Origin of the sequence: Pseudomonas flavescens (genome assembly GCF_013408425.1) — a bacterium.
Lineage (GTDB): Bacteria > Pseudomonadota > Gammaproteobacteria > Pseudomonadales > Pseudomonadaceae > Aquipseudomonas > Aquipseudomonas fulva_A.
In genome coordinates, this window is the sequence record NZ_JACBYV010000001.1 from 1,730,035 (window position 1) to 1,752,636 (window position 22,602).

Here is a 22,602-nt window from a genome sequence, read left to right on the forward strand (position 1 = left end):
CCGTGCCCACCATTCGCCGCGGCACGGTCCGACGGCATCGGGGCGCCTGCGAAATCGTTGGGGTGAAGCCATGCCGGTAGGAGCGCCGCCCTCGGCGCGAATGCGATGGTAGCCATTCTCTGCATCCGCGCCGTACCCACCATTCGCCGCGTGGCACGGTCCGACAGCATCGGGGCGCCTGCGAAAATGGGTGTTCGACGCCATTTTCTGGTCGCCGCGGGGCGATTTCGCTCATTCCGCGGCTGACGCCGTGACGAGCAGGCCATGCGACAAGCCCGGTCAACTCAACCTGCCACCTCCCCCAGTTCACGCAAATAGCTCCAGGGGTAGATGCCGCGGTCGTGGCCATCGTCGAACACCAATTGCAGCCCATAGCCCTGTGCGTGAACTGCCGTGATGCGGACGCCATCCGCTACCACGTCGATGCGCTGCGCCAGCCGAGCCGCCCGGCATTTCGAGCACGGACACCCGGCACGCAGGCGCCCGTGGGCGAGCACCTGTACCTGCCCTTGCCCCCAATCCACGCTCAATGTCGCTTGCGTGGCACTGTTACGTATTGCGACGGGTGCCTGGTTCATGACTTTTGCAGGCGCAACTGGCCGATGGCGATACGCACCGCCTTGCGCACTTCCGGGTCGGCATCGTGCTCGACGGCCAGCAATGCGGGCAGTGCCTGAGCGTCGCCCAGTTCGCCAAGCGCCAGCGCGGACTCCTTGCGCAGGTTGCTGATGGCGTGCCCAAGCAGTTCCACCAGCGCCTCACGGGCCGCGGCGAATCGCAGGCGGCCGAGCGAGCGCACCGCACGCAGCCGTACCTGCCAGTAGCTGTCGCTCAGCGCCTCCAGCAGCGCAGGGCCGGCACCCGCGTGGCCAACTTTGCCGAGGGTGGTGGCGGCCTCTTCACGCACCTGCCATTCGCGATCCTTGAGCGCCGTCTGCAGGGCTGGCAGCACGCTGTCGTCGCTGGCCAGCCCCAGCGCACCGGTGGCGGCACGGCGTACTTCGGTATCGGTATCGTCGCTGGCCAGGCGCGCCAGTTGCGGCAGCGCATCGGCCTGTTTCAACCAGCCGAGGATACCGACCGCTTCACGGCGCACGAAGGCATCGCTGTCCTGCAGCGCGGCGACGGCAGTGGGTACGCTGTCGATCAGCCGCAACTCGCGCAGGGCTCGCAAGGCACTGGCCCGCACGAACGGGTCGGCATGCCTGGCCCAGGGCAGCACCACGCGACCGGCATCGGCGGTTTTCAACTCGCTGAGGCTCTGGGCTGCGGCGCCGCGCACGCGGGCGTCGGCATCGGTCAGGGCAGCGCACAGGCCATTTACCACCTCGGGCTCCTCCCAGGCCTCCAGCAGGCGAGCCGCCTCGGCGCGGACATCGGCGGATGTGTCACGGGTCAGGGCATGGGTCAGCCAGGGCAAGGCGTCCGGCTCCTCCAGGTCCGCCAGTTCGATCAGGGCGATGCGGCGCACGCCGGCGTCCTCATCTTGCAGGCGTGGCAGCAGGTCGAGAATGTCGGGGTTATCGGTGCTTACATAGGTGCTCAGGTCGGTCATAGGGCAACTCGCAATGGCGGATGTTCGGTGGGCAGCCCGAGCGGGGTCAGGCGTGGCAGCTCGCGACCTTCTTCGTGGCGCAGCAGCTCCAGGCAGTGGCGCTTGAGCTGTACGAATTCCGGGCTGGTCAACAGGCCCGCATGCCGCGGACGGCGAAAGTCCAGGCGCAGGTCTTCGATGAAACGTCCCGGCCGCGGACTCATCACCAAGATGCGATCGGCCAGGAACAGGGCTTCGTCGATATCGTGGGTGACGAACACCACGGTGGTGCGCACCCTGCCCCAGATATCCAGCAGCAACTCCTGCATCTTGCTGCGGGTCTGCGCGTCCAGCGCGCCGAAGGGTTCGTCCATCAGCAACAGGCGTGGACGGTTGATCAGCACCCGGGCGATCTCGGCGCGCTGCTGCATGCCGCCGGAGAGCTGATTGGGCCAGCGCGCAGCGAAATCCTGAAGGCCGACCAGGTTGAGAAACTCACGCGCCCGCTGCTGCCGTTCAGCCTTGCCGATGCCCTGCATCTTCAGACCGAAGGCGACGTTGTCGAGCACGCTGCGCCAGGGCAACAGGGTGTGATGCTGGAACACCATGCCACGCTGCGGTGACGGGCCATCCACCGCCTGGCCATCGACCCGCAAGCTACCGGCGCTGGGCGTCAGGTGTCCGGCCAGGGCGCCGAGCAAGGTCGACTTGCCGCAGCCGGAGGGGCCAAGAATGCACACGAATTCGCCAGCGGCGATGGAGAAGTCCAGCGCCTGCACGGCTTCGAACGCCTGCACGCCCTCACCGAGGCGGATGGTCAGTTTCTCGATATCGATGCGTCCGGCCGACAGGCCGGTTTCATGAATGCTCATCAGCGACGCCCTCCGCTGCGATACCAGGGCGTCAGCAGGCTGCCGAGGCGCTTGACCAGCAGGCTGCTGCCCATGCCGAGCAGGCCGATCAGCAGCATGCCGACGATGATGTCCGGGTAGTTCTGGATGGTGTACGACTCCCAGGTGTAATAGCCGATGCCGAACTGCCCGGAGATCATTTCCGCGGTGACCAGGCAGAACCAGGAGGTACCCATGCCGATCGCCAGGCCGGTGACGATGCTCGGCGCAGCGCCCGGGAGGACCACCTCACGCAGGATCGCCAGGCGCCCTGCGCCAAGGCTGCGGGCCGACGCGATCAAGCGGGCATCGACACCCTCCACCCCGTGCACGGTATTGAGCAGCACCGGAAACAGCGCACCGGTGAAGGTGATGAAGATCATCGACAGTTCCGACGAGGGAAACATCAGGATCGCCAGGGGAATCCAGGCCACGGCAGGAATCGGCCGCAGCACCTCCAGCGGCGGCAGCAGGCTGTCTTCGGCCCAGCGGGAACGGCCGATGGCGATGCCGAGGGTGACGCCCAGCACGGCGGCGATCAGGTAACCGCTGAATACCCGCCCCAGGCTGGCACCGACGTGATCCCAGAGTCTGCTGGATTCGATCAGCGCGATGGCCGCATCGGCCACCGACTCGGGCGTGGGCACGTAGATGAAGGTGAGCAGCCCCAGATCCAGGCGCGAGCTGGTCGCCACCTGCCAGAACAGCAGGCAGAACGCCAACGACGCCAGGCGCAACGGCCAACGGTGTAGAGAAGTCATCATCAGGCTCCAGTAAGGTGCTGCGCCACGGGAGGCATGGCGCAGCGGGCCGATCAGCGTGCGGCTACCAAGCGCTGGTTGGCGCTGCCGAAGTCCAGCGCCTCACCACCGTGAGCCTTGGCATAGGCTTCAGCCTGGCCCTTGAGCAGGAAGGCATTGAGTTCGCCCTTGCCGTTGCGTACGAACCAGGCCTGGTTGGCCAGCAGCTTGATGCCGCTGTCGCTGGCCTGGGCGTAGATGGCACGGATGTCCTTGCCCTCTTCCTCGAGCTGCGCCAGCGCCTTGAAGGCCGCTTCCGGTGAGGCGTAGTGACGTACCTTGCTTTCACCACGCACCCAGATCTGCGCCACGCGCTTGAAATCGGTGATCGGCTGGCCGGTCACTGCATCATTGGCTTTCAGCGGCAGTTGTGCGTAATTGGCCAGCGCCTGTGCGTAATCACCACCTTCGGCCTTGAAGGCAGCCTTGATGTACTGATCGTCGACGAATTGCTCGACGTTCAGACCGCGGTCGGTCTTCTTCAGCAACTTGAGGGTTTCGATGGAGGTGGTGACTGCCTGGCGGTACTCGGGCTTCCAGGTCAGGTCACGGGTCTGCAACCCGAGCGGGCCGTGGAACAGGTAATTCACCTCGGCCTCGATACCGGTGACCTTCTCGATCAGCTCGCTGTACTTCTCCGGCTCGGCTGCGAACAGGCGATCCGCTTCCAGGCCGGCGCGCAGGTAGGCGGTGACCACTTCCGGGTACTTCTTGGCGTAATCGGCATCCACCAGCGCACCATGGAAGGTGGGTGCATCCGCCTGGGAGCCATCGTAGATCTTGCGCGCGAAGCCACGGTTGGGGAACAGTTCGGCGAACGGCACGAAGTCCGCGTGGGCCTCGATGCGATTGCTGCGCAGCGCCGAGCCGGCGATTTCCGGGGCCTGGGCGATGATGCGTACGTCCTTCTGCGGATCCCAGCCCTGGGCGGCAACGGCGCGCAGCAGCATGCCATGGGCGGTGGACGCGAACGGCACGGAAATGGTCTTGCCCTTGAGCTCGGCCAGCGATTGCACGCTGGAGGATGCCGGCACCACGATGCCGTTGCCACTGCCCTTGGTGCTGCCCGACAACACGGTGATGAACAGGCTCTGCTTGCCGGCATCGCGGTGGGCCACACCATTGAACGAACCGGGGAAGTCAGCCATGGCGCCAAAGTCGAGCTTGCCGGCGACCATTTCGTTGGTCAGGGGCGCGCCGCTGGTGAAGTTCTTCCACTCCACTTCGTACTTGGCGTCCTTGTACTTGCCATCGCGCGGCAGGTACTTGTCGAGCAGGCCGAGCTCGCGGATCAACAACCCGCCGGTGGCGCAGTTGATGGTGGTGTCCTGAGTGCCGATGGCGATACGAATCGGCTCCTGGTTGGATTGCGCCTGAGCAGTGATGCTGCCGATGGCCAGCGCGAGGCCGACCAGAGTGGTACGCAAGTGCATGGGTGTCTCCCCTCGAATCAATAGGTATTGGAATCGTCTCCGCCGGGTGGTCGGCCGGTGGGAAACGAGGGGTCTGTTGATCAGGCGTCCGGTGGTTGGCCGGATGGCGTGTTGCTTTTTTATGTTGGATATTCGGTGGATAAGCTTCGCGCTAGCTGCAGAGTCTCGAGCGTTGAATTCCGTAGGCGCCCGCTTGCGGGCGATGCTTTCCCGTTGATCGCCCGCAAGCGGGCGCCTACAAAACTCCAGGTCGCGCTTTGTTCAACGCAGCAGATAAGGAATCTCGACGCGCACCGCATCGGTCGGGCAATCCTTCTCGCACGGCATGCAGTACCAACACTCGTCGAAAGCCATGTAAGCCTTTTGCGTCGCCGGGTTGATCGCCAGCAGATCCATCGGGCAGACATCGATGCACACGGTGCAGCCCTTGTGGGCGATGCACTTGTCTTCGTCGATGGTCACGGGCGCATTGCTGCGAAACAGGATTTCCTGGGGCTGGAAGGCCATATCACGGTGTCCTCGGAGCCTGTGGCTCTCGTGTTTTTCTAGGATGTAGGGTGGGCCCACGGCAATCCGCTTCAGCTCACCGGGAAAGCTCAGCCTGATGCCACTTGGTGGGCCAAAGCCCACCCTGCTCACGCCGCTTCGGTCTTTACCCGCAGGCGGTTGTAGGCCTGCTGCTCTTCATCATCCAGAGCGATCAGGTAAGGTTCGACCGGTTTCTTGAAGCTGACCATCTGGCCGTGTTCGTCCTTTTTCAGGTGGCAGTGCACGAACCATTCGGCGTCATTGCGCTGCGGGTGATCGACCCGGTGGTGATACAGGCCCCAGCGGCTTTCCTTGCGAAACAGCGAGGCGCGGGCGGCCATCTCGGCGCAGTCGCGGATCACGCTGACTTCCATGGCGCGCATCAGTTCGTGGGCGTTGCTGGCCTTCAGCTCGCCCAGATCCGCTTCGATGGCAGCGAAACGCTGCAGGCCGATCTCCATCTTCCTGGTGACCTTGGGTGGCTGCAGGTAATCGTTGACGAAGCGGCGCAGCTTGTACTCCACCTGTGCCGGCGGCAGGCCATGCTCGCGGTTCAGCGGCGCGTAGACCCGCGCCCGCTCGGCGTCGATCTGCGCCTGATTCAGTGGGCTGTGGTCGCGTTCGGCGACGAAGTCGGCAGCGTTGTTGCCCGCGAACCAGCCGTACGTGAAGGCGCCGAGCATGTAGTTGTGCGGCACCGCTGCCATGTCTCCGGCCGAATACAGGCCCTTGACCGAGGTTTCCGCCCGCTCGTTGACCCACACGCCGGAAGCGCTGTGGCCACTGCAGAAGCCGATCTCGGAGATGTGCATCTCGACCATGCTGGAGCGGTAGTCGGTGCCACGCCCGGCATGGAACTGGCCGCGGCTGGGGCGCTCGTTGCTATGCAGGATTTCCTCGATGTTCTGGATGGTTTCCTCGGCCAGGTGATCGAGTTTGAGGAACACCGGGCCGTTGCCGCCCTCGAGTTCCTGATGGAACTCCCACATCATCTGGCCGCTCCAGTAGTCGCATTCGATGAAGCGCTCGCCCTTGTTGTTGGCGGTATAGCCCCCCAGCGGGCCGGTCACGTAGGCGCAGGCCGGGCCGTTGTAATCCTTGATCAGCGGGTTGATCTGGAAGCACTCCAGATTGGCCAGCTCGGCACCGGCGTGATACGCCATGGCGTAGCCATCGCCGGCATTGGTCGGGTTCTCGTAGGTACCCATCAGGTAGCCGGAAGACGGCAGCCCGAGACGTCCGGCCGCGCCGCAGCAAAGAATCACCGCCTTGGCCTTGATCACGTGGAAATCGGCGGTGCGGCAGTCGAAACCCATCAGGCCGTTGACCGCGCCGTCGGCATCGGTCAGCAGGCGTGTGGCCACCAGGCGATTGGTTATTTCCACCCGGGCGCGCTTGAGCTGGCGATACAGCACCTTCTTGATGTCGTGCCCTTCGGGCATCGGCAGCACGTAGGCGCCCATGTGATGCACCTTCTTCACCGCGTAGTCGCCGGTTTCGTCCTTCTCGAACTTCACGCCCCAGCGGTCGAGCTGCTCGATGGTTTCGAAACTGTGGGTGGCATAGGCGTACACGGCGGCCTGATTGACGATGCCGTCATTGGCCACGGTGATTTCCTTGGTGTACTGCTCGGGCGTGGCGTGGCCGGGCACGATGGCATTGTTGAGGCCATCCATGCCCATGCTGATCGCTCCGCTGCGCTTGACGTTGGCCTTGTCGACCAGCAGCACGCGCAACGTCTTGTTGCGTTCCTTGGCCTTGATCGCGGCCATGGGGCCAGCGGTACCACCGCCGATGATGACGATGTCGTATTCCTGTTCCAAGGTGTTGATGCTCATGGCTGCGCGCCCTTCTGTCGGTCGATGCGCAGGCGATACTGGAAGGCATCGCCACGGTAATAGAGGTGTTCGAAATCCAGCGGTGTGCCATCGGCGGTGTGGGTCAGGCGCTCGATACGCATGATCGGCGAGCCCTCCTCCACGGCCAGCGCCTGGGTCAGGTCGCTGTCGGCAAGCACGGCATCGATGGCCAGATCGGCATGACCCAGGGCGATGCCGCAGTCGTTTTCGAGGATCAGGAAGATGTCACGCGTGACCAGATCGGCCTTCTCCAGCTTTTCGCCCACGGCATGGGGCAGCCAGGTGATTTCCAGGGAAATCGGCTCGCGGTTGATCAGCCGCACCCGGCGGATTTCCGTGACGGTGCTGCCCTCTGCCACCTGCAGGCGCTCGGCAACCAATGCCGACGCCGGAACGTGGCGCAGGCTGCGCAACTTGTTGATCACCTCGTAGCCCATCTGCTTCATCGATTCGCCCAGGCCCTGCAGCGTGCTGACGTTCTGGAACGCCTTTGGCTTGGCCACGAAGGTGCCCTTGCCGTGGATCTTGAAGATCAGCCCTTCCTTCTGCAGGTCACCCAGCGCCTGGCGCACGGTGATGCGGCTGACGCCATAGGTCTGGCCCAGCTCGTTCTCCGAGGGCATGCGGCTGTGCGGCGCATAGGTTCCATCAAGGATGCGCGAGCGCAGCAACTCCTTGAGCTGGCTGTACAGGGGAACGGGCGAAAGCGGTATGAGCTGAGACATGTGAATCCTTTTTGATCAACTTGTCATAACAAGTAGTGACGAGAAAATAGCGAATAACCGGGCTGATCTGAAATACGATTAAGAAATAAGCTTATGGCGGAGAATTTCAGCGATCAGGATCGCCGTCGAATGCTCACGAAAAGGAAAAGGCCGTGCCCAAAATGGTTAAAGATGATTATTCTATCGAGGCATTTTTCCTGCCCTTAATATGTGAGTACCTGAGATGAAGATCGATGACATGGATGCATTCGTCGCCGTCATCCGCTGTCAATCGACCAAGCTGGCTGCCGATGCTCTGCAACTGACTCAACCGGCGATCACTCGCCGCGTGCAGAATTTCGAAGAGGATCTGGGCGCCAATCTGCTCGACCGCAATACCAAGCCGCTCAAACCGACCCCCATGGGCCTGCGTGTCTACGATCAGTGCAAGGCGATCCTGCGCGAGATCGACTCGCTGCGCGAACTGGTCGCCAGCGATGGCTCGCCCAGTGGCTCGTTGCGCCTGGGAGTGCCGCAAACCATCAGTGACGTGGTGCTGCTCGACGCCCTGCAGCAGATTCGTGAAACCTTCCCGGAACTGAAGACCCAGGTCATCAATGGCTGGGGCAGCACCCTGATCGCGCGCATGGAAAACGGTGAGCTGGATGCCGCCGCAGTACTCTTCCCGGCGGGCAAGATCTTCCCCGAAGGCATCGCCAGCCGCTCCATCGGCCGCATGCCGCTGCTGGTGGTGGCCGCCAAGGGCGCGATGCGCAAGCGCAGCTGCAAGCTCAAGGACTGCTACCAGCAGGGCTGGGTGCTCAACCCCGACGGCTGTGGTTTCCGCGCAGGCCTGCAACGCGCGCTGTCCGAACAGGGCCTGTCGTTGCAGATCAACCTGGAAACTTTCGGCACCGAACTGCAATTGGGCCTGGTCGCCAGCGGCATGGGTTTCGGCCTGGTGCCCGCGCCCCTGCTCGAGCGCAGCGGGCACCGCGAGCAACTGGACGTGATCAACGTCAGCGACTTCAAGCCGATGATCGATCTCTGGCTGCTGCACCCGCAGTACCTGGGCAACCTGCAGGACGCCGTGAACCTGTTCAGCGACGTCGCCGCGCAGCGCTTGCGCTCGCAATAGGGCCGGGCGAAGTTCCGAGCCATTATCGCGCCCTGTGATCGACGGCAGTGGCTCCTCGCCCTTTGCAACCCTCAGCGTGAGCGGCGCGAGTCGCTGACGCAGGGCCAGATCGCTGGTCGCTACTGGCCGTAAGCCGCTGGCGGCATCGACAGGCACTTCTCACGCCCCTCAAAATTCCACAAACGCATAACAACAAAATTGTTAATTCAGAAAAGCTGATAATTAGCTTAGAACCAAAAAGACTTTTACAGCGTAAAGCTATAAGAATACGGTCTCACCCAGGCCACCTCATCACCCTGGGGCGCTCAGAAATCGAACAGGCATTGCCTGCCATCTGCGCCCGTGATGAGAGACCCATGACGCAATCCGCCGACACCCTCGCCTTCCCCACCCATCGCGTATCCCCGGAGCGCGACGAGGCCCGCTTCACCCGCCAGCTCGATGAAATCACCGCGACCCTGGCCGCCAGCGCCGCGCGTTTCGATCGCAGTGGCGAATTTCCGGCCGAGAACTTCGCCCTACTGCAGCGCCACGGCCTGCTGGGGTTGACGGTGCCGAAGACGCTCGGGGGTGGTGGCGCCGATCTGCCTACCGCGCGGCGGGTGATCAGCGCGGTGGCCAAGGGTGAGCCGTCCACGGCGTTGATTCTGGTCATGCAGTACCTGCAGCACTTCCGCCTGCAGCAGAACCTCAACTGGCCCGAGCAGCTGCGTCGCCAGGTCGGTATCGATGCGGTGGAAAACGGCGCACTGATCAACGCCTTTCGCGTCGAACCCGAACTCGGCACGCCGGCGCGCGGTGGTCTGCCAGCGACCACTGCCCGGCGTACCCGCGAAGGCTGGCGCCTGAGCGGCCGCAAGATCTATTCGACCGGCAGTCACGGCCTGACCTGGTACCTGGTGTGGGCACGCAGCGACGATGCCGACCCGCTGGTTGGCGGTTACCTGGTACATCGCGACACCCCCGGCATTCGTATCGTCGAGGACTGGGACCACTTGGGCATGCGCGCCACCTGCAGCCATGAAGTGCAGTTCGACGACGTGCTGATCCCTCTCGATCACGCAGTCAGCGTCAGCCCGTGGAGTGCACCCAGGCCGGAACTGGACGGTGAAGGCATGTTGTGGATGTCGGTATTGCTGCCCGCCATCTACGATGGCGTCGCCCAGGCGGCGCGGGACTGGCTGGTGGGCTTTCTCGAACAACGCACGCCGTCCAACCTCGGCGCACCGCTCTCCAGCCTGCCGCGCTTTCAGGAGATCGTCGGGCGCATCGATACCCTGCTGTTCGCCAACCGCACCCTGCTCGATTCGGCTGCCGCAGGCCAGGTCGAGGCAGCGCACGCCGGGCAGATCAAGCAACTGGTGAGCAGCAACGCCATACGTGCCGTGGAGCTCGCCATCGAGGCATCCGGCAACCCGGGGCTGTCACGCAAGAACCCGCTGGAGCGGCATTTCCGTGACGTGCTGTGCAGCCGCATCCATACCCCGCAGGACGACGTGGCGCTCAGCGCCGTCGGTCGTAGCGCCTTCGCCCAGGCCCGGGAGGCAGCGCAATGAGCCAGACCATCGTCAGCCAGCTGGATACCGAGGCCAACGCCTATCTGCGCGAGCGCCTGCCGCAGCAGCGCATCGTCGAAATCCCCTTTGGCCCGGAAGGCCTGGCGCAGATTCCCGCTGACGCCAGCACGCTGATCGTACGCCCCATCAACGTCCGCGGCGTCGAACTCAAGGAAGCGCCAGCCGGCTGGCCGTGGTCGTTGCAATGGGTGCAACTGGCCTCCTCGGGCATCGATTTCTACCCGCACTGGCTGTTCGACGTAGAGCAGGTTGCCAGCGCCAAGGGTGCCAACGCCAACCATGTCGCCGAATTCGCCCTGGCGGCGATCTTCAGCGCAGCCAAGCAGCTTCCGGACATCTGGGTAAAGAACGACGATTGGCATTTCACCTACCTGCAGCCGGTCAAGGGCGCGACCCTGGGTATTCTGGGCCTCGGCTCGATTGGCCAGAGCCTGGCGCACAAGGCGCTGGCCCTGGGCATGCGCGTCATCGCCCTGGGTCGCCCTGGCCACGCCATCGCCGAAATCCCCGGCATCGAGGCCGCCCGCGACATTCACCATCTGTTCGCCGAAGCCGACCACCTGGTGGTGGTTGCGCCGCTGACCGCGGATACCCGCCACCTGCTCGACCGCGACGTGCTGGGCAGCGCCAAACCTGGCCTGCACCTGATCAACCTGGCTCGTGGGGGCCTGCTCGATCAGAACGCCCTGCTCGAGGCGCTGGACAACGGCAGCATCGGCCGCGCCACCCTGGATGTCACCGAACCCGAGCCGCTACCGAACGATCACCCGCTGTACCTGCATCCGCGGGTACGTATCTCACCCCACACCAGTGCCCTGTCCACCGATGGAAAGCGCAAGTTCGTCGACGATTTCGTCGCCAACTTCCAGCGTTTCCAGGCGCAAGCGCAACTGGAAAACCTCGTCGATATCGGACGCGGTTACTGAACAGACAGCCCACCAGGGCCTGGAGATTGCCATGAGTTCACTCGCTACCCTGCACAGCATTCCTTCCGTCCAGGAGCGCGTCAGCCCTGAAGAATGGGAAGTGCGCGTCAAACTGGCTGCCGCCTACCAGTTGGCTGCGCTGTTTCGCTGGACGGATCATATCTACACGCACTTCTCCGCCCGTGTGCCGGGGCCGGACGAACACTTCCTGATCAACGCCTTCGGCCTGCTGTTCGACGAGATCACCGCGTCCAACCTGGTCAAGGTGGATGTCGACGGCACCATCATCGACGACCCGCTGAACCTGGGTATCAACCAGGCCGGTTACGTGATCCACAGCGCCATCCACCGCGCGCGCCCGGATCTGCAGGCCGTGCTGCACACCCATACCCGTGATGGCGCAGCGGTATCCGCCCAGCGCGGCGGGCTGCTGCCGCTCTCGCAGCATGCCCTGGGCTTCTACAGCCGCGTGAAGTACCACGACTACGAAGGCGTGGCGCTGGATCTGGACGAGCAGGAGCGCCTGGTTGCCGACCTCGGCGACAGCAACATCTTCATCCTGCGCAACCATGGCCTGCTCACCGGCGGCATCAGCGTCGAACACGCCTTCCGCGAGCTGCATGGGCTGGAACGCGCCTGCAACATCCAGATCGCCGCACAGGCCGGCGGTAATGCCGATCTGCTGCATGCCCCCGCCGAGGCCATCGAGAAGGTTCGCCAGCAATCGGCGCGTTTTTCCGATGGCAAAGGGCCGGGCATCAAGCTGCACTGGGACGCGCTGATTCGCCAGCTCGAACGGGCTTCAGGCCAGAGCTACAAGCACTGATCAGCGGGAGACCTCCATGACCAACGCCAGCACCATCACCGTGAGCCGCACGGTACAGCCCGCTCGCCGCAGCAAATGGACCACGCCGGATTTCGTTCTGCGCCTGATCAGCCCCCTGGCCATTCTGCTGCTCTGGGAAATCGCCTCGCGGGCCGGATTGATTCCAGCCCGCGTGATCGCCGCCCCCAGCGAGATCAGCGGCACGCTCTGGGAATTGACGCGCAGCGGTGAACTGCTGCGCCACCTGCTGGTGTCTCTGCAGCGGGCCGTGACCGGCCTCGGCATCGGCGTGGCGATTGGCGTCACGGCAGCGCTGATCACCGGCCTGTCGAAACGTGGCGAAATCGCCCTCGACTCCCCCATGCAGATGCTGCGTACCATTCCGTCTCTGGCCCTGGTGCCGCTGTTCATCCTGTGGTTCGGCATTGGTGAATTCACCAAGGTGGCGCTGATCGTCATGGGCACCACCTTTCCGATCTACCTCAACCTGTTCGCCGGCATCCGCAATATCGACCCGAAGTTGATCGAAGCGGCCAATACCCTGGGGCTGAACCGTCGCGAACTCATCTGGCACGTGATTCTGCCTGGCGCCCTGCCCTCGTTCTTCGTCGGCCTGCGTTACTCCCTGGGGATTTCCTGGCTGGCTCTGGTGTTCGTCGAGCAGATCAACACCACCGCCGGTATCGGCTTCCTGGCCAGCGATGCCCGCGACTTCATGCGCACCGACGTGATCGTCATCTGCCTGCTGATCTACAGCCTGCTGGGTCTGCTCATCGACGGCCTGATTCGCACCCTGGAACGCCTGGCTCTGGCCTGGCGCCCCTCGTTCATAAGGACCTGAAGCATGAATGCGCACAGCAAGATCGACTACTCGCCGGCCGTCAGCCTGCGCGGCGTGGTGCGTCAGTTCGGGGACAACCGGGTGATCGATGAACTGAACCTGGACATCGCCCCAGGCGAATTCGTCGCCCTGCTCGGGGCCAGCGGCTCCGGCAAGACCACCCTGCTGCGCTCCCTGGCAGGCCTGGACCCCATCGACGGCGGCGAGCTGATCGCCCCGCAAGCCCGCGCGGCGGTATTTCAGGAGCCGCGGCTGATGCCCTGGAAGCGCGCCTGGAAGAACGTCACCCTCGGCCTGCGCGTGGCCAACCCCAAGCAGCGTGCCATCCAGGCGCTGACCGAAGTGGGCCTGGCCCATCGCCTGGAAGCCTTTCCCGCCACCCTGTCCGGCGGTGAATCCCAGCGCGTGGCATTGGCGCGCAGCCTGGTTCGCGAGCCCAAACTGCTGCTGCTCGACGAACCCTTCGCCGCCCTCGATGCGCTGACCCGTATCCGCATGCATCGCCTGATCATCGACCTGTGGCAAAAGCACACGCCAGCCGTTCTGCTGGTCACCCACGATGTCGACGAAGCCATTCTGCTCGCCGACCGCATCATCGTGCTGCAGGACGGGCGCATCGCCGAAGAACTGCGCGTCGACCTGGGCCGCCCGCGGGACAACGGCCAGACCGGTTTCAACGATATCCGCACGCGCCTGCTGGCACTGCTCGGCGTGGAGAAGGACGACCCGGACAGCCTCGGTCGTGATCACAACCCCTTTCTCGCGTCGGGCTACCCGCTCAGCGCCATCGCCATCTAAGGCAGGAGGTCAGTCATGAAACGCTATCTTTCCCGCCTCGCCAGTCGCCTGCTCGACAACCTGCATGGCGACAGCGTCAGCACACTGATCGGCTGGCCGGGTGTGCCGCCGGCAGACAACGGCGAGCGAATGTGCCGCCAGCGCTGATCGTCTAACCGGATAGCCCACCGGACAGACCACGCAAGACCTGGAGCGACCTACCACCGCCTTGTCGCCCCCACCACTGCAAGACAGCCCGCACGTGAAAACGCGCGTCAGGGTTTCGTGCGCCTTGCGTACGGCAGTGGACACCTTTCCGGGCGACGCCATATTGGCTGTCGCCCCAGCCTTTCAGACAGGGACAAGCGCCATGGCAACACCTTTTTCCAGCACACGCCTGCGCCATCTGCGCAGCGCCCCGGCTCGCGCAGGACTGACCTTCTCGGTACTTTCACTGGCCTGCCTGTTGGCGCCCAGCGTGCAGGCGCAGAGCAGCGAAACACGCCTGGAAACCGTCAACGTGATCTCCACCGGCATCCGCGGGCAGCAACGCACGGTTGCCGACAGCCCGACGCCAATCGACATCATCAACAGCGAGCAGCTGCTCAAGACCGGGCGCGCCGAACTCTCCGAAGCGATTTCCAAGCTGCTGCCCTCGTTCAACTTCGGCACCAACATCGCCGGGGTCAACTCCTCGATTCGCCCGCTGAGCAACCGGGGCCTCGGCCCGGCCTACACACTGGTCCTGGTCAACGGCAAACGCCGTCATAACGGCGCTGCACCCGCCAATGGCAGCACCGATAACAGCGGCGCGAACGCCGTGGACATCGATCAGATCCCGGTCAGCGCCGTCTCGCACATCGAAGTGCTCAAGGACAGCGCCGCCGCCCAGTACGGCTCCGACGCCGTCGCCGGGGTGATCAACATCATCCTCAAGGGCAATACCTCTGGTGGCCATGTGGAGACCAGCTACGGGAAGCTCTTCTCCGGCCAGGGCGAAACCATCAAAACCGCCGCCGACCACGGCTTCGCGCTGGGCAGCGACGGGGGCTTCGTGCACCTTTCCGCAGATGCGCGCAAGCGCGGCACGGCGACCTGGGTCGGGAAGTCGCCGAGCACCGTCCAAGCCTATTTCGAGCCTGAACGTCAGGCCGCCTGGGATCGCGTGAGCACCAAGAATGGCGACCCCGACCTGAAGGCCTTCAACCTGGCTTACAACGCCGAGCTGCCATTGGCCGATGATCTGAAACTGTACTCGTATGCGACCTACGGCGAGCGCAAAACCGAGGCGCTGAATCAGTTGCGCACGGCCAGGGGCGCGGCCTCGATCCCCGAACTGTTCCCCGACGGCTACTACCCGCTGAACAACCTCAAGGACACGGATTACCAGTTTCTGTTTGGCGGCAAAGGCAACGTGGCGGACTGGGATTGGGATCTGTCCACCACCTACGGCCGCAACAAGATCGAGCATTCCAGCGACCTGACCATCAACCCCACCTATGGCGCCGCATCGCCCACCTCCTGGGATGACCTGGCCAGCCTGCAGTTCGAACAGTGGGTCAACAATTTCGATGTCACCCGCTCTTTCGACGGGTTGTTTGGCCTGTCTCTACCGACTCAGGTCTCTGCAGGCGTGGAGCATCGCTGGGAGCGCTTCCAGACTTTCGCAGGCAGTGATCCACGTGCCTGGAGCGTCGGCCCCTACACCTTTCCAGCCGGCAGTCAGCAGAATGCCGCCAACGGCGCGCAGCCATCGGTCGGCGCCCAGGCTGTCGTGGCCATTCGCCCGGAGGATGAAGCCGACATCAAACGCAACAACCTCGCAGGCTATCTGGATTTCGGCTTCGACCTCAGTGAGCGCTGGTACCTGGGCCTTGCAGGCCGGCTCGAGCACTATGACGACATCAAGGAAAACACCTTCAGCTTCAAGCTCAATTCGCGCTACGAATTGACCGACCAGGTAGCGCTACGCGGGACGGTTGGCTCGGGCTTCAGGGCGCCGTCTCTGACTCAGTTGGGCTATACCGTCTCCGATAACCGCACGGCTGCAGATGCCAACGGCAACGCGGTCCCGGCCCTGCGCTATACCGCCACGCCGGATAGCGCTCTGGGCCAAGCCTTGGGCGCATCCGATCTGAAGCCGGAAAAGTCGCGCAACCTGGGTTTGGGCGTGACCTGGCAGCCAGCCCCACGCACCAGCTTCACTGCCGACGCCTACCTGATCGACATCGACGACCGCATCGTGCTCAGCGACAACATCGCAGCGCCGGGCGGCGGCGCCGGTCCAATCGGTGACATCCTCGAGTCCGCCGGCGTGGCACGCAACACCTGGGTCAGCTACTACACCAACGCGTTCAACACCCGTACCCGAGGCATCGATCTGGTGGCCGATCACCGCAGTCAGTTCGGCGCCTGGGGCGATGTGCGCTGGAGCGCCGCATTCAACTACAACAAAACCACTGTTCGCGATAAGCGAAACAACCCGTCGTTCTTGCAGAACGCCGGTATCGAGGTGGCCGGGCATGCCTCCGAAGGCCTGGTGGTCGCCGCCACGCCACGCAGCAAATGGGTGCTGGGTGCGAACTGGAGCCTGGGCAACTTCGCCGCCAACCTGCAGACCACTCGCTACGGCAAGGTCGAAACCTGGCAGCAGAATGCCGCCCAGGATCGCACCTTCGGAGCCAAGTGGATCACCGACCTCGATCTTTCCTACCTGCTGTTCGACAGCCTGACGGTCAGCGTGGGCGGCACCAACATCTTCAACGTCAAGCCTGACAACAACGGCATCACCCAGGCGGCCTTCAAATACAACTACGGCAACCCGCCTTTCCACCCTGGTGGCGGCTTCTGGTACACCAAACTCGCTTACGACTTCTGACTGCAAGGCCGCATTGCCCAAGAGCAGTGCGGCCATTTTGCCTGGAATCCCTGCATGCACCTCATTCGAAACAGTGGGAAGAAGAGATGAAGAAAACCCGCCTTGCGACGCACCTGCTGGCCTCCTGCGCCCTTGCCCTCAGCCTGATCGGCTGCTCGCCCTCCGCTGATGAAGCCGCCAGCAAAACCCTGAACATCGCCTTCTTCGGCGACAACACCACCCTGGTCAGCGTCGACCCCTTCCAGGTGTACTGGCTGGAGCACCGCGTGCTGCTGCGCAACGTCGCCGAGTCGCTCACCGACCAGGATCCGGACAGCGGCGAGATCATCCCCTGGCTGGCCAAGAGCTGGGACGTCAGCGATGACGCCCTCAACTACACCTTCAGGTTGCGTGACGACGTCACCTTCAGCAACGGCGAACGTTTCGACGCCAACGCCGTGAAGGCCGCCTTCGACAGCAACAAGGCCCTGGCCACCGAGCTTCCCGCCACCTTCGGCGCCACCTACCTGGCAGGTTTCGACCACGCCGAAGTGGTCGACGACTTCACCGTCAGGCTGGTGCTGTCGCGGCCGAACGCCGGCTTCCTGCAGGCCACTTCCACCACCAACCTGGCGATCCTCGCCCCCGCCTCCTACGCGCTCAGCGCCAAGGAGCGCTCGCTCGGCAAGATCATCGGCACCGGCCCGTTCGTGCTCGATCACTACACGCCCGAAGTCGGCGCCAAGCTGGTCAAGCGCCAGGGGTACGCCTGGGCGTCGGCCAACGTCAAGAATCGCGGCGAAGCCCATCTGGATGCCGTGGAAATCAGCTACATCCCCGAGGAGAGTGTCCGCAACGGCCTGTTCCTGCAGGGCAAGGCAGACATCCTCTGGCCACGCAATCCGTTCTCCGAAGTGGACCTCAAGCTGTTCCAGTCCAAGGGCGCGACCATCCAGAGCCGCTCCCTGCCGGGACCTGCGCTGAACCTCTACCCCAACACCCGCGGTGAGCGCCTGCTGGCCGACAAGCAGGTGCGCCTGGCGCTGCAGAAAGGCATCGACCGCAAGACCTACGCCAGCACCGTGTACAACGCCGACTTCCCGGTGGTGAAGGGCATCTACGATGTCACCACGCCCTACTTCAAGGACCAGGGCGACAAGCTCGCTTATGACCCTCAGGGTGCCGAACGACTGCTCGACGCGGCGGGATGGCACAAAGGCGCCGATGGCTATCGCAGCAAGGACGGCAAGCGCCTGAGCCTGAGTTACAACATTCAGGGTGCGGAAACCGCCGGTGACGTGCTGATCCAGGATCAGCTGCGCCAGATCGGCATCGAGCTCAAACTGGCGGTGGTCACTCGCGCCGAGTGGGTAACCACCAACTCTCAGGGCAACTATGACCTGACTTCAACCTACATGACCCGCGCCGATCCGATCATCCTGCAGACCATCCTCGATCCGCGTACCGCCAACAGCTCGACCCTGGCCACCAACCTGTACGAGCCACAGACACTGGACAAGGCCCAGGCCCTGTTCGATGCCGGCATCACCGCCACGCAGACCGAACAACGTGCACAGGCCTATGGTGACCTGCAGGATCTGCTGGTCGACGAGGCATCCGCGTTTCCGATCTACGAGCGCGTCTGGCAGGCCGCCACGGCGCAACGGGTGAAGAACTTCCGCTGGACCGCCGAGGGCTTCGCGCTGCTCAACGACATCGAGGTCGGTGAACCATGAACCGCTACCTGATCGGCCGGGTCGGCCAGGCGCTGCTGGTGCTATGGGGTGCCTACAGCATCACCTACTTCATCCTCTACCTGCTGCCGGGTGACACCCTGTCGATCATGCTCAGCGCCTCGGGCATGGAGGCCGATGCGCTGTCGGCAGAAGATCTGGCCAAGGCACAAGCCTACTACGGCCTGGACAAGGGCATTTTCGAGCAGTACTTCAGCCTGCTCTGGAACGCCATCCAGGGCGACTTCGGGCAATCACTGTCGCTCAATCGCCCGGTCAGCGAGCTGCTCGCCGAGCGACTGCCGCAAACCCTGTCGCTGGCCGGCCTGGCCATCGTGTTATCGATGGTCGGCGGCATCGGCCTGGCCTACCTGACGGCCTACGTGCGCTGGCAGCCCCTGAAAGTGGCGATGGCCCGCCTGCCTTCCCTGGGTTTTTCGGTGCCGGTGTTCTGGATGGGTCTGCTGCTGATCCAGGTGTTCGCCTTCAGCCTCGGCTGGTTCCCGGCCACCGGTAGCCGCGGCTTCGACAGCCTGATCCTGCCGGCCGTGACCCTGGCGATCCCCAGCGCGGCGGTGTATGCCCAGGTACTGCAACGCGGCTTTCAGGGCGTGTGGCAGGAACCCTACATCGCCACGGCCTATGCCAAGGGCCTGAGTCGCTGGCAGGTGCAGGCCCGCCACGGTTTCAAGAACGCCGCCCTGCCGATCCTCACCCTGATCGGCCTGCAGGTGGGCAACACGGTGTCCGGCGCGGTGCTGGTGGAGACCATCTTCGCCCGCAACGGTGTCGGCCGCCTCGCTCAGGAGGCGGTACTGCGCCAGGACATTCCGGTGGTGCTGGCGATCGTCGCCGTGTCGGCCGCCGCCTTCGTGCTGGTGAACCTGATCGTCGACCTGCTCTACCCCTACCTCGATCCGCGCATCGCCCACACGCCGAAGGTGTCCTGACCATGAATGCCGATAGCCGCATTTCCTCGTTGTCCCACTCACCGGCCAGCGTGGCGTTGACCTGGCGGCGCCGCAGCCGCCTGCAACGGGCCACAGCGGCGCTACGCCCCTTGCTGCGCAAACCGGGCTTCAGCCTGGCACTGGCGGTGGTGCTGTTCGCCCTGGTAGCGGCGCTGGTGCCGCAACTGCTGACAGGCTTCGACCCCTACGCGACCTCGCCGACGGACAAACTCACCGCGCCCAACGCGCTGCACTGGTTCGGCACCGATGAGCTGGGTCGCGACCTCTACACCCGCGTGGTCTATGGCTCCAGCCTGTCGGTACAAGCCGCTTTGCTGGCGGTGGGCATCGCCCTGTTCGGCGGGCTCGGTCTCGGCGTGCTGTCCGGCTTCGCCGGCGGGCGTATCGATGCGCTCATCATGCGTTTCGTCGATGTATTGCTGGCCCTGCCCGGGCTGCTGCTGGCGCTGGCCATCGTCACCGCTATCGGCTTCGGTACCATCCCGGTGGCGATTGCCGTGGGCGTGGGCATCATTCCCGGCTTCGCCCGCACCACCCGAGCCGAAGTGCTACGCGTCAAGACGTTGCCCTATGTCGAGGCCGCCCGCCTGGGTGGCGCCAGCTGGAGCCGCACTCTTTTGCGACACATTCTGCCCAACGCCTGGGGCCCGGTAGCGGTACTCGCGACCCTGGACTTCGGCGCGGCCATCCTGGCCACCGCCGGGCTGTCGTTCCTCGGCTTCGGCGCCGCGCCACCGGCCGCGGAATGGGGCACGCTGATCGCCAACGGTCGCCACTTCCTGATCACCGCCCCCTGGGTATCGCTGCTGCCCGGGCTATTCGTGGTGGCCGTGGTGTTCAGCCTCAACCATATTGCCCGCACCCTTGAGGAGACCCAGCGATGAGCAGCAGCCCACTGATCGACATTCGCGACCTGGCCGTCAGCTATCGCTCCGCCGGGCAGACCACCGATGCGGTAAAAGGCCTGTCTTTTTCCGTCGCGCAAGGGGAGACGGTGGCCATCGTCGGGGAGTCCGGTTCGGGCAAATCGACCCTGGCCAACGCCATTCTCGGCCTGCTGCCCGAGAGCGCGGCGATCACCGCTGGCGAGCTGCACGTCGAGGGCGTCGACCTGAGCCACGCCAGCGAGCGGCAAAAGCGCGGCCTGCGTGGCCGGACAATCGGCCTGGTGCCACAGGACCCGATGGTCAGCCTCAACCCGACCCTGCGCATCGGCAAGCAGATCGGCGAAGCGCTGATTCTCGCCCAGGGCCGTCGCTACCCCGGTGTCGATGCCGACGTGATCGAACTGCTCGAGCAGGTCGGTCTGGACAAGCCGCTGTTGCGCGCCCACCAGTATCCACACGAGCTCTCCGGCGGCATGCGTCAGCGCGTGCTGATCGCCATCGCCCTGGCCGGCAACCCGCGGCTGATCATCGCCGACGAGCCGACCAGCGCCCTGGACGTCACCGTGCAACGGCGCATCCTCGACCACCTGCAACGCCTGGTCGCCGAGCGTGGCATTTCCCTGCTGATCATCACCCACGACCTGGGCGTGGCCACGGATCGTGCCGACCGCATTCTGGTGATGAAACAGGGCGAACTGGTCGAACAAGGCCCGCCGAAGCAGATCCTCACAGCGCCTCAACATGATTACACCCGCGCGCTGATCGCCGCTGCACCGGCCTTTTCCAACCGCCGCAAGGTGCGAGCACACGAGCAGATTGCAGCCGATGCCACGCCGATCCTCAGCCTGCACAACGTCGGCAAGCGCTTCGCCCTGCCACGGGTCAAGGGCGAGGACAGCAGCTTCGTGGCGCTGGAAGACCTCAGCCTGCAGGTCTACCCCGGCCAGACCCTGGCCATCGTCGGCGAGTCCGGATCGGGCAAGAGCACAGCGCTACGTATCGCTTTGGGCCTGGAGAAACCCAGCCAGGGCCGCGTGCTGTTCGAACAGCAGGACATCACCGACCTCAGCTGGCGCGCCTTTCGGCCGTTGCGCCAGCGCATGCAGCTGGTACAGCAGAATCCTTTCGCTGCTCTAGACCCGCGTTTCACCATCTTCGACAGCATCGTCGAGCCACTGGTGTCTTTCGGCCTGCTCAAGGGGCCGGCACTGGAGCAGGCGGCCCGCGAGCTGATCAGCCGCGTGCACCTGCCGATCAGCTACCTGGATCGCCTGCCCCGCGAGCTCTCCGGCGGTCAGCGCCAGCGCGTCGCCATAGCCCGTGCCCTGGCACTCAAACCCGACCTGTTGCTGCTCGACGAACCGGTCTCGGCGCTGGATGTCTCGGTGCAGGCACAGATCCTCGACCTGCTCCTCGAACTGCAGCGCGAGCTGGGCATCGCCTACGTGCTGGTGTCCCACGACCTGTCCGTAGTCGCCAACGTCGCCGACCAGGTGCTGGTACTGCGCAACGGCAAGATGATCGAGCAAGGCCCGGTAAGCCAGGTGTTCGACCATCCGGCCAGCGACTACACCCGTGAACTGATCGCGGCCATTCCGGGCCGCCGCCCGGCCATTGCGGCGGCCTGAAGATGCTGCATTGCGGATCGCCGAAGGCAGACTGGATTCGCTACTCGCGCCCCTGCACCACGCCGATGAATCGATTCGCCCGCAAGCGGGCTCCTACGGGTTAGAACTCCGGCCGTGTAGGAGCCCGCTTGCGGGCGATTGGTGATCGCATAGCTAGTCCTGCTAAATGGCCACGATCGATTCGCCCGCGAGCGGGCTCCTACGGGTCAGAACTCCGGCCATGTAGGAGCCCGCTTGCAGGCGATTGGTGATTGCACAGCAAGTCCTGCTGAATGGCCACGATCGATTCGCCCGCGAGCGGGCTCCTACGGGGCTGCTTAGCCTACCGGCAGCTCGCCGGTCACCATCGCCGTGACGATGAAGATGCCGAACAGCGGCAGCGACCAGAGGCCGTGCCGATTTCGGTCGGGGTGATGCCAAACTGGTGGAAATCGCGTTACGTGGGCGGGGCCGCTGGTATGGGACCGGCAAATGGGCACCACGCCTTCTGGGTGAAGTTAGCCCGCTGGTGGCGAATCGATTCGACGAGGCTTTCGGCGCGTTGTTCGTATACGCCAGCGTCGAGCCAGTCATTCGCTTGGCAGAAGATGAGTTATCACCCCATGGAGGCTTTCTCTTCGATGGCGACTGCCGTCCGGCACCGCCGACGTGGCGTCATTAAGAACGCCTCACCACACCCAGCTCAAGCCAGGG

The 22,602-nt window shown here is 64.2% G+C and carries 19 protein-coding genes and 1 pseudogene; 12 read left to right on the top strand and 8 right to left on the bottom strand.

All coding sequences use genetic code 11. The features are described 5' to 3' along the window. Positions 1-284 precede the first annotated feature (284 nt). From FHR27_RS07655 to FHR27_RS07690, 8 genes are all read right to left on the bottom strand, one after another. Positions 285-578, bottom strand: a complete 294-nt coding sequence (locus FHR27_RS07655) for a DUF971 domain-containing protein (protein ID WP_042552544.1) — start codon at positions 576-578, stop codon at positions 285-287. Then, positions 575-1,555, bottom strand: a complete 981-nt coding sequence (locus FHR27_RS07660; protein WP_179538213.1) for a HEAT repeat domain-containing protein — start codon at positions 1,553-1,555, stop codon at positions 575-577. Before FHR27_RS07660 ends, FHR27_RS07655 begins: the two co-directional genes overlap by 4 nt. Next, complete coding sequence (locus FHR27_RS07665) at positions 1,552-2,406, bottom strand: ABC transporter ATP-binding protein (protein WP_042552542.1); 855 nt, start codon at positions 2,404-2,406, stop codon at positions 1,552-1,554. Before FHR27_RS07665 ends, FHR27_RS07660 begins: the two co-directional genes overlap by 4 nt. Next, positions 2,406-3,188: an ABC transporter permease gene (locus FHR27_RS07670; RefSeq protein ID WP_179538214.1), complete on the bottom strand. Its 783-nt coding sequence runs from the start codon at positions 3,186-3,188 to the stop codon at positions 2,406-2,408. The genes FHR27_RS07665 and FHR27_RS07670 overlap by 1 nt, the downstream gene beginning before the upstream one ends. Positions 3,189-3,238: 50 nt before the next feature. Further along, positions 3,239-4,657 (bottom strand): ABC transporter substrate-binding protein, encoded by a 1,419-nt coding sequence (locus FHR27_RS07675; protein ID WP_179538215.1) that lies wholly within the window; start codon positions 4,655-4,657, stop codon positions 3,239-3,241. Between the two features lie 261 nt (positions 4,658-4,918). Next, positions 4,919-5,164, bottom strand: a complete 246-nt coding sequence (locus FHR27_RS07680; RefSeq protein ID WP_179538216.1) for a 4Fe-4S dicluster domain-containing protein — start codon at positions 5,162-5,164, stop codon at positions 4,919-4,921. 128 nt (positions 5,165-5,292) lie between these two features. Continuing rightward, positions 5,293-7,023 carry a fumarate reductase/succinate dehydrogenase flavoprotein subunit gene (locus tag FHR27_RS07685; RefSeq protein WP_218878460.1) on the bottom strand — a complete coding sequence of 577 codons (1,731 nt, stop codon included), beginning with the start codon at positions 7,021-7,023 and terminating at the stop codon, positions 5,293-5,295. Continuing rightward, positions 7,020-7,769 (bottom strand): GntR family transcriptional regulator, encoded by a 750-nt coding sequence (locus tag FHR27_RS07690; RefSeq protein ID WP_042552537.1) that lies wholly within the window; start codon positions 7,767-7,769, stop codon positions 7,020-7,022. The genes FHR27_RS07685 and FHR27_RS07690 overlap by 4 nt, the downstream gene beginning before the upstream one ends. Positions 7,770-7,992: 223 nt before the next feature. Here FHR27_RS07690 and FHR27_RS07695 point away from each other — a divergent pair, with 223 nt between their 5' ends. The 12 genes and pseudogenes from FHR27_RS07695 (at position 7,993) to FHR27_RS07745 (ending at position 21,909) form a co-directional block, all read left to right on the top strand. After that, positions 7,993-8,886 (top strand): LysR family transcriptional regulator, encoded by an 894-nt coding sequence (locus FHR27_RS07695; protein ID WP_042552536.1) that lies wholly within the window; start codon positions 7,993-7,995, stop codon positions 8,884-8,886. Between the two features lie 356 nt (positions 8,887-9,242). Further along, positions 9,243-10,442, top strand: a complete 1,200-nt coding sequence (locus tag FHR27_RS07700; RefSeq protein WP_082045723.1) for an acyl-CoA dehydrogenase family protein — start codon at positions 9,243-9,245, stop codon at positions 10,440-10,442. Continuing rightward, a complete protein-coding gene (locus tag FHR27_RS07705; RefSeq protein ID WP_042552535.1) occupies positions 10,439-11,389 on the top strand; it encodes a D-isomer specific 2-hydroxyacid dehydrogenase family protein in 951 nt (316 codons plus the stop codon). Before FHR27_RS07700 ends, FHR27_RS07705 begins: the two co-directional genes overlap by 4 nt. 31 nt (positions 11,390-11,420) lie before the next feature. Continuing rightward, on the top strand, positions 11,421-12,215 hold the full coding sequence (locus FHR27_RS07710) for a class II aldolase/adducin family protein (protein WP_042552534.1): 795 nt from the start codon (positions 11,421-11,423) through the stop codon (positions 12,213-12,215). Between the two features lie 82 nt (positions 12,216-12,297). Continuing rightward, positions 12,298-13,056 (top strand): annotated as a pseudogene (locus FHR27_RS07715) (ABC transporter permease); the annotation flags it as partial. A 3-nt stretch (positions 13,057-13,059) separates the two neighbouring features. After that, complete coding sequence (locus FHR27_RS07720; RefSeq protein WP_179538217.1) at positions 13,060-13,854, top strand: ABC transporter ATP-binding protein; 795 nt, start codon at positions 13,060-13,062, stop codon at positions 13,852-13,854. 15 nt (positions 13,855-13,869) lie between these two features. Continuing rightward, entirely contained in the window at positions 13,870-14,001 is a 132-nt protein-coding gene (locus tag FHR27_RS26860; RefSeq protein WP_257026851.1) for a hypothetical protein, read from the top strand. Positions 14,002-14,203: 202 nt separating this feature from the next. Then, complete coding sequence (locus tag FHR27_RS07725; protein ID WP_179538218.1) at positions 14,204-16,711, top strand: TonB-dependent receptor plug domain-containing protein; 2,508 nt, start codon at positions 14,204-14,206, stop codon at positions 16,709-16,711. A gap of 86 nt (positions 16,712-16,797) precedes the next feature. After that, the gene (locus FHR27_RS07730; protein WP_179538219.1) at positions 16,798-18,426 is read left to right on the top strand and encodes an ABC transporter substrate-binding protein; all 1,629 of its coding nucleotides are present in this window, start codon (positions 16,798-16,800) and stop codon (positions 18,424-18,426) included. Next, positions 18,423-19,373, top strand: a complete 951-nt coding sequence (locus FHR27_RS07735; protein ID WP_042552529.1) for an ABC transporter permease — start codon at positions 18,423-18,425, stop codon at positions 19,371-19,373. The genes FHR27_RS07730 and FHR27_RS07735 overlap by 4 nt, the downstream gene beginning before the upstream one ends. 2 nt (positions 19,374-19,375) lie before the next feature. Further along, positions 19,376-20,278 carry an ABC transporter permease gene (locus tag FHR27_RS07740; RefSeq protein ID WP_179538220.1) on the top strand — a complete coding sequence of 301 codons (903 nt, stop codon included), beginning with the start codon at positions 19,376-19,378 and terminating at the stop codon, positions 20,276-20,278. Then, positions 20,275-21,909, top strand: a complete 1,635-nt coding sequence (locus FHR27_RS07745; RefSeq protein ID WP_179538221.1) for a dipeptide ABC transporter ATP-binding protein — start codon at positions 20,275-20,277, stop codon at positions 21,907-21,909. Before FHR27_RS07740 ends, FHR27_RS07745 begins: the two co-directional genes overlap by 4 nt. Positions 21,910-22,602 lie beyond the last annotated feature (693 nt).

What these genes read in the sequence shown, in the direction of transcription:
- FHR27_RS07655 (WP_042552544.1), bottom strand. Translation starts at nt 578, where the DNA reads ATGAACCAGGCACCCGTCGCAATACGTAACAGTGCCACGCAAGCGACA.
- FHR27_RS07660 (WP_179538213.1), bottom strand. Translation starts at nt 1,555, where the DNA reads ATGACCGACCTGAGCACCTATGTAAGCACCGATAACCCCGACATTCTC.
- FHR27_RS07665 (WP_042552542.1), bottom strand. Translation starts at nt 2,406, where the DNA reads ATGAGCATTCATGAAACCGGCCTGTCGGCCGGACGCATCGATATCGAG.
- FHR27_RS07670 (WP_179538214.1), bottom strand. Translation starts at nt 3,188, where the DNA reads ATGATGACTTCTCTACACCGTTGGCCGTTGCGCCTGGCGTCGTTGGCG.
- FHR27_RS07675 (WP_179538215.1), bottom strand. Translation starts at nt 4,657, where the DNA reads ATGCACTTGCGTACCACTCTGGTCGGCCTCGCGCTGGCCATCGGCAGC.
- FHR27_RS07680 (WP_179538216.1), bottom strand. Translation starts at nt 5,164, where the DNA reads ATGGCCTTCCAGCCCCAGGAAATCCTGTTTCGCAGCAATGCGCCCGTG.
- FHR27_RS07685 (WP_218878460.1), bottom strand. Translation starts at nt 7,023, where the DNA reads ATGAGCATCAACACCTTGGAACAGGAATACGACATCGTCATCATCGGC.
- FHR27_RS07690 (WP_042552537.1), bottom strand. Translation starts at nt 7,769, where the DNA reads ATGTCTCAGCTCATACCGCTTTCGCCCGTTCCCCTGTACAGCCAGCTC.
- FHR27_RS07695 (WP_042552536.1), top strand. Translation starts at nt 7,993, where the DNA reads ATGAAGATCGATGACATGGATGCATTCGTCGCCGTCATCCGCTGTCAA.
- FHR27_RS07700 (WP_082045723.1), top strand. Translation starts at nt 9,243, where the DNA reads ATGACGCAATCCGCCGACACCCTCGCCTTCCCCACCCATCGCGTATCC.
- FHR27_RS07705 (WP_042552535.1), top strand. Translation starts at nt 10,439, where the DNA reads ATGAGCCAGACCATCGTCAGCCAGCTGGATACCGAGGCCAACGCCTAT.
- FHR27_RS07710 (WP_042552534.1), top strand. Translation starts at nt 11,421, where the DNA reads ATGAGTTCACTCGCTACCCTGCACAGCATTCCTTCCGTCCAGGAGCGC.
- FHR27_RS07720 (WP_179538217.1), top strand. Translation starts at nt 13,060, where the DNA reads ATGAATGCGCACAGCAAGATCGACTACTCGCCGGCCGTCAGCCTGCGC.
- FHR27_RS26860 (WP_257026851.1), top strand. Translation starts at nt 13,870, where the DNA reads ATGAAACGCTATCTTTCCCGCCTCGCCAGTCGCCTGCTCGACAACCTG.
- FHR27_RS07725 (WP_179538218.1), top strand. Translation starts at nt 14,204, where the DNA reads ATGGCAACACCTTTTTCCAGCACACGCCTGCGCCATCTGCGCAGCGCC.
- FHR27_RS07730 (WP_179538219.1), top strand. Translation starts at nt 16,798, where the DNA reads ATGAAGAAAACCCGCCTTGCGACGCACCTGCTGGCCTCCTGCGCCCTT.
- FHR27_RS07735 (WP_042552529.1), top strand. Translation starts at nt 18,423, where the DNA reads ATGAACCGCTACCTGATCGGCCGGGTCGGCCAGGCGCTGCTGGTGCTA.
- FHR27_RS07740 (WP_179538220.1), top strand. Translation starts at nt 19,376, where the DNA reads ATGAATGCCGATAGCCGCATTTCCTCGTTGTCCCACTCACCGGCCAGC.
- FHR27_RS07745 (WP_179538221.1), top strand. Translation starts at nt 20,275, where the DNA reads ATGAGCAGCAGCCCACTGATCGACATTCGCGACCTGGCCGTCAGCTAT.